A 1,994-nucleotide genomic window follows, 5' to 3' on the forward strand; every position below is an offset into this window, starting at 1 on the left:
GCCACGGCGGCGGAGATCTTGACCATCTGCAGGAAGGCGATCGTGCCCTCCTGCATGCGGGTCCCCCCCGACGTCGGGGAGGCCAGGATCGGCAGGCGTTCGGCGGTGGCGCGCTCGATCGCGGAGACGATCCGCTCGGCCGCCGCGATGCCGATCGACCCGGCCAGGAAGTCGAACTCGCAGGCGACGAACACGACCCGCCGACCCAGCAGAGTGCCCTCCCCGGTGATGACGGACTCGTCCACCCCGGAGTCCCGCGCCGCGCGCTGGAGGGAGGCCTCGTAACCCGGGACCGAGTCGACCTGGGGCGAGCGCAGCGGTGCGGAGTCCCAGGACCGGAACGACCCGTCGTCGAGGACCATGTCGAGGATCTGCAGAGCTCCGGTTCGCGCCATGGACGCATCGTACGGTGGGCGTGTTCACCAGCAGGTATCGTCGGTCGCGGGGTGCAGGGTAGTACCCCCGCGACGCACCATTCCGCGATGGACCAGGAGGCCCCGCCGCCATGATCGACACACGCAGGGACGGTTCCGTCGCCGTCGTCACCATCGACCGGCACAGCACCCGCAACGCGCTCGACGCGGAGGTGTGTACGGCCCTGCGGGAGGCGATCGAAGCCGCGGGTGCCGCGGCCGAGGGCGAGGACCCGGTCCGCGCGATCGTCGTGACGGGGGCGGGGACGGCCTTCTGCGCCGGCGCCGACCTGTCCGGCGGCGTGTACAACCTCAACTTCTACGACGCCCACGCGGGGATGCTCAGGGCGGTGGAGTCGGTCCCGGTCCCCGTGATCGCGGCCGTCAACGGGCCCGCCGTGGGCGCCGGGGTCCAGCTCGCCCTGGCCGCCGACCTCCGCGTGGTCGCCCCCGGCGCGGTGTTCGCCGTCCCCGTCGTCAAGGTGGGACTCGCTCTGGACAACTGGACGATCAAGCGGCTCGCCAACGTGGTCGGGGGCGGGCACGCGCGGTCGGTCCTCATGACCGCCCGTCCGGTCGGGGCGGAGGAGGCGGCCCGGATCGGGCTGGCCAACGAGATCGGCGGCCTGGACACCGCGATGGAACTGGCGGCCGAGATCGCGCGGTTCGCCCCGCTCAGCCTCCGGCACATCAAGTCCGTGATCAACGACGACGACGCCCGGCTCCTGCCCCGCGACGAGCACACCGAGCTGCAGCAGCTGGCCTGGCACAGCGAGGACATGGCCGAGGCGCGCGCCGCCCGCGAGGAGAAGAGGCCTCCCGTGTTCCGCGGGAGATGACCTGACCGTCAGCGGGCCCGGACGGATACCATTCCAGCGCCCGGATCCCGCCGACGTGGCGACTGGCATACGCCCCGGGGACCGGAGACTGCAGGGGGAGAGCCGCGGATGGCCGCCAGGCACAGTGCGTCGACACAGAGGGAGAGGTCGACGGCGCGCAGGGTCGTCCACGTGGGGCTGGGGCTCCTGGCGGCGGTCCTCGTGATCGGGGTCGTGGTCGCGGGCCTGTCCAGGGCCGGGGTGGGAGGGTTCTGCGTCGATGCGGCCGAGGTCACCGTGGCCGCCGAGCCCGACGTCCTCGCACATGTCGAGACCCTCGCGGACGAGGCGGGGGGATGTCATGCGTACGAGGTCTCGGCGGTCTCGTCCGCCGACATGGCGGCTCGGGTCGCCGCCCGTCAGACCCTCCCGGACATCTGGGTCCCCGATTCGGCGATCCGGCTCGCTCAGCTCTCCCAGGACGTCCAGATCCCGTTCGAGACCGTTCTCAACTCCATCGCGTCGACCCCGGTGATCATCGCCTCGCGTGGGCCCGGGCCGGACATGCCCACGTGGACCTCGGCGCTCTCGATGCCGGGACTGGCGATGGGGGACCCGGTCCGGTCCGGTATCGCGGACGCCCCCATCCTCGCGGCGACCTCCGAGGTCGAGTCGATGCGCTCGACCTCGGAGGCGCTCGCCGCCTCCATGGCGGTGCTCGCGCAGGGCCGGGCGGGGCGCGCGGACGTGCCGCCGACCGCCC

3 protein-coding genes are annotated in these 1,994 nt (G+C 72.8%); 2 read left to right on the forward strand and 1 reads right to left on the reverse strand.

All coding sequences use genetic code 11. The features are described from left to right. The coding region (locus G6022_RS13355; protein WP_277819503.1) for a carboxyl transferase domain-containing protein at window positions 1–395 on the reverse strand (395 nt) is incomplete at its 3' end. A gap of 110 nt (window positions 396–505) precedes the next feature. Between G6022_RS13355 and G6022_RS13360 the strand changes: the two genes are divergently transcribed. Together G6022_RS13360 and G6022_RS13365 are read left to right on the forward strand one after the other, a co-directional pair. Then, window positions 506–1,252 (forward strand): enoyl-CoA hydratase, encoded by a 747-nt coding sequence (locus tag G6022_RS13360; protein ID WP_182691748.1) that lies wholly within the window; start codon window positions 506–508, stop codon window positions 1,250–1,252. Window positions 1,253–1,360: 108 nt separating this feature from the next. After that, on the forward strand, window positions 1,361–1,994 hold a 634-nt coding region (locus G6022_RS13365; protein WP_241731217.1), incomplete at its 3' end, for a substrate-binding domain-containing protein.

This window comes from Dietzia sp. Cai40 (assembly GCF_014145165.1).
Taxonomy (GTDB): domain Bacteria; phylum Actinomycetota; class Actinomycetes; order Mycobacteriales; family Mycobacteriaceae; genus Dietzia; species Dietzia natronolimnaea.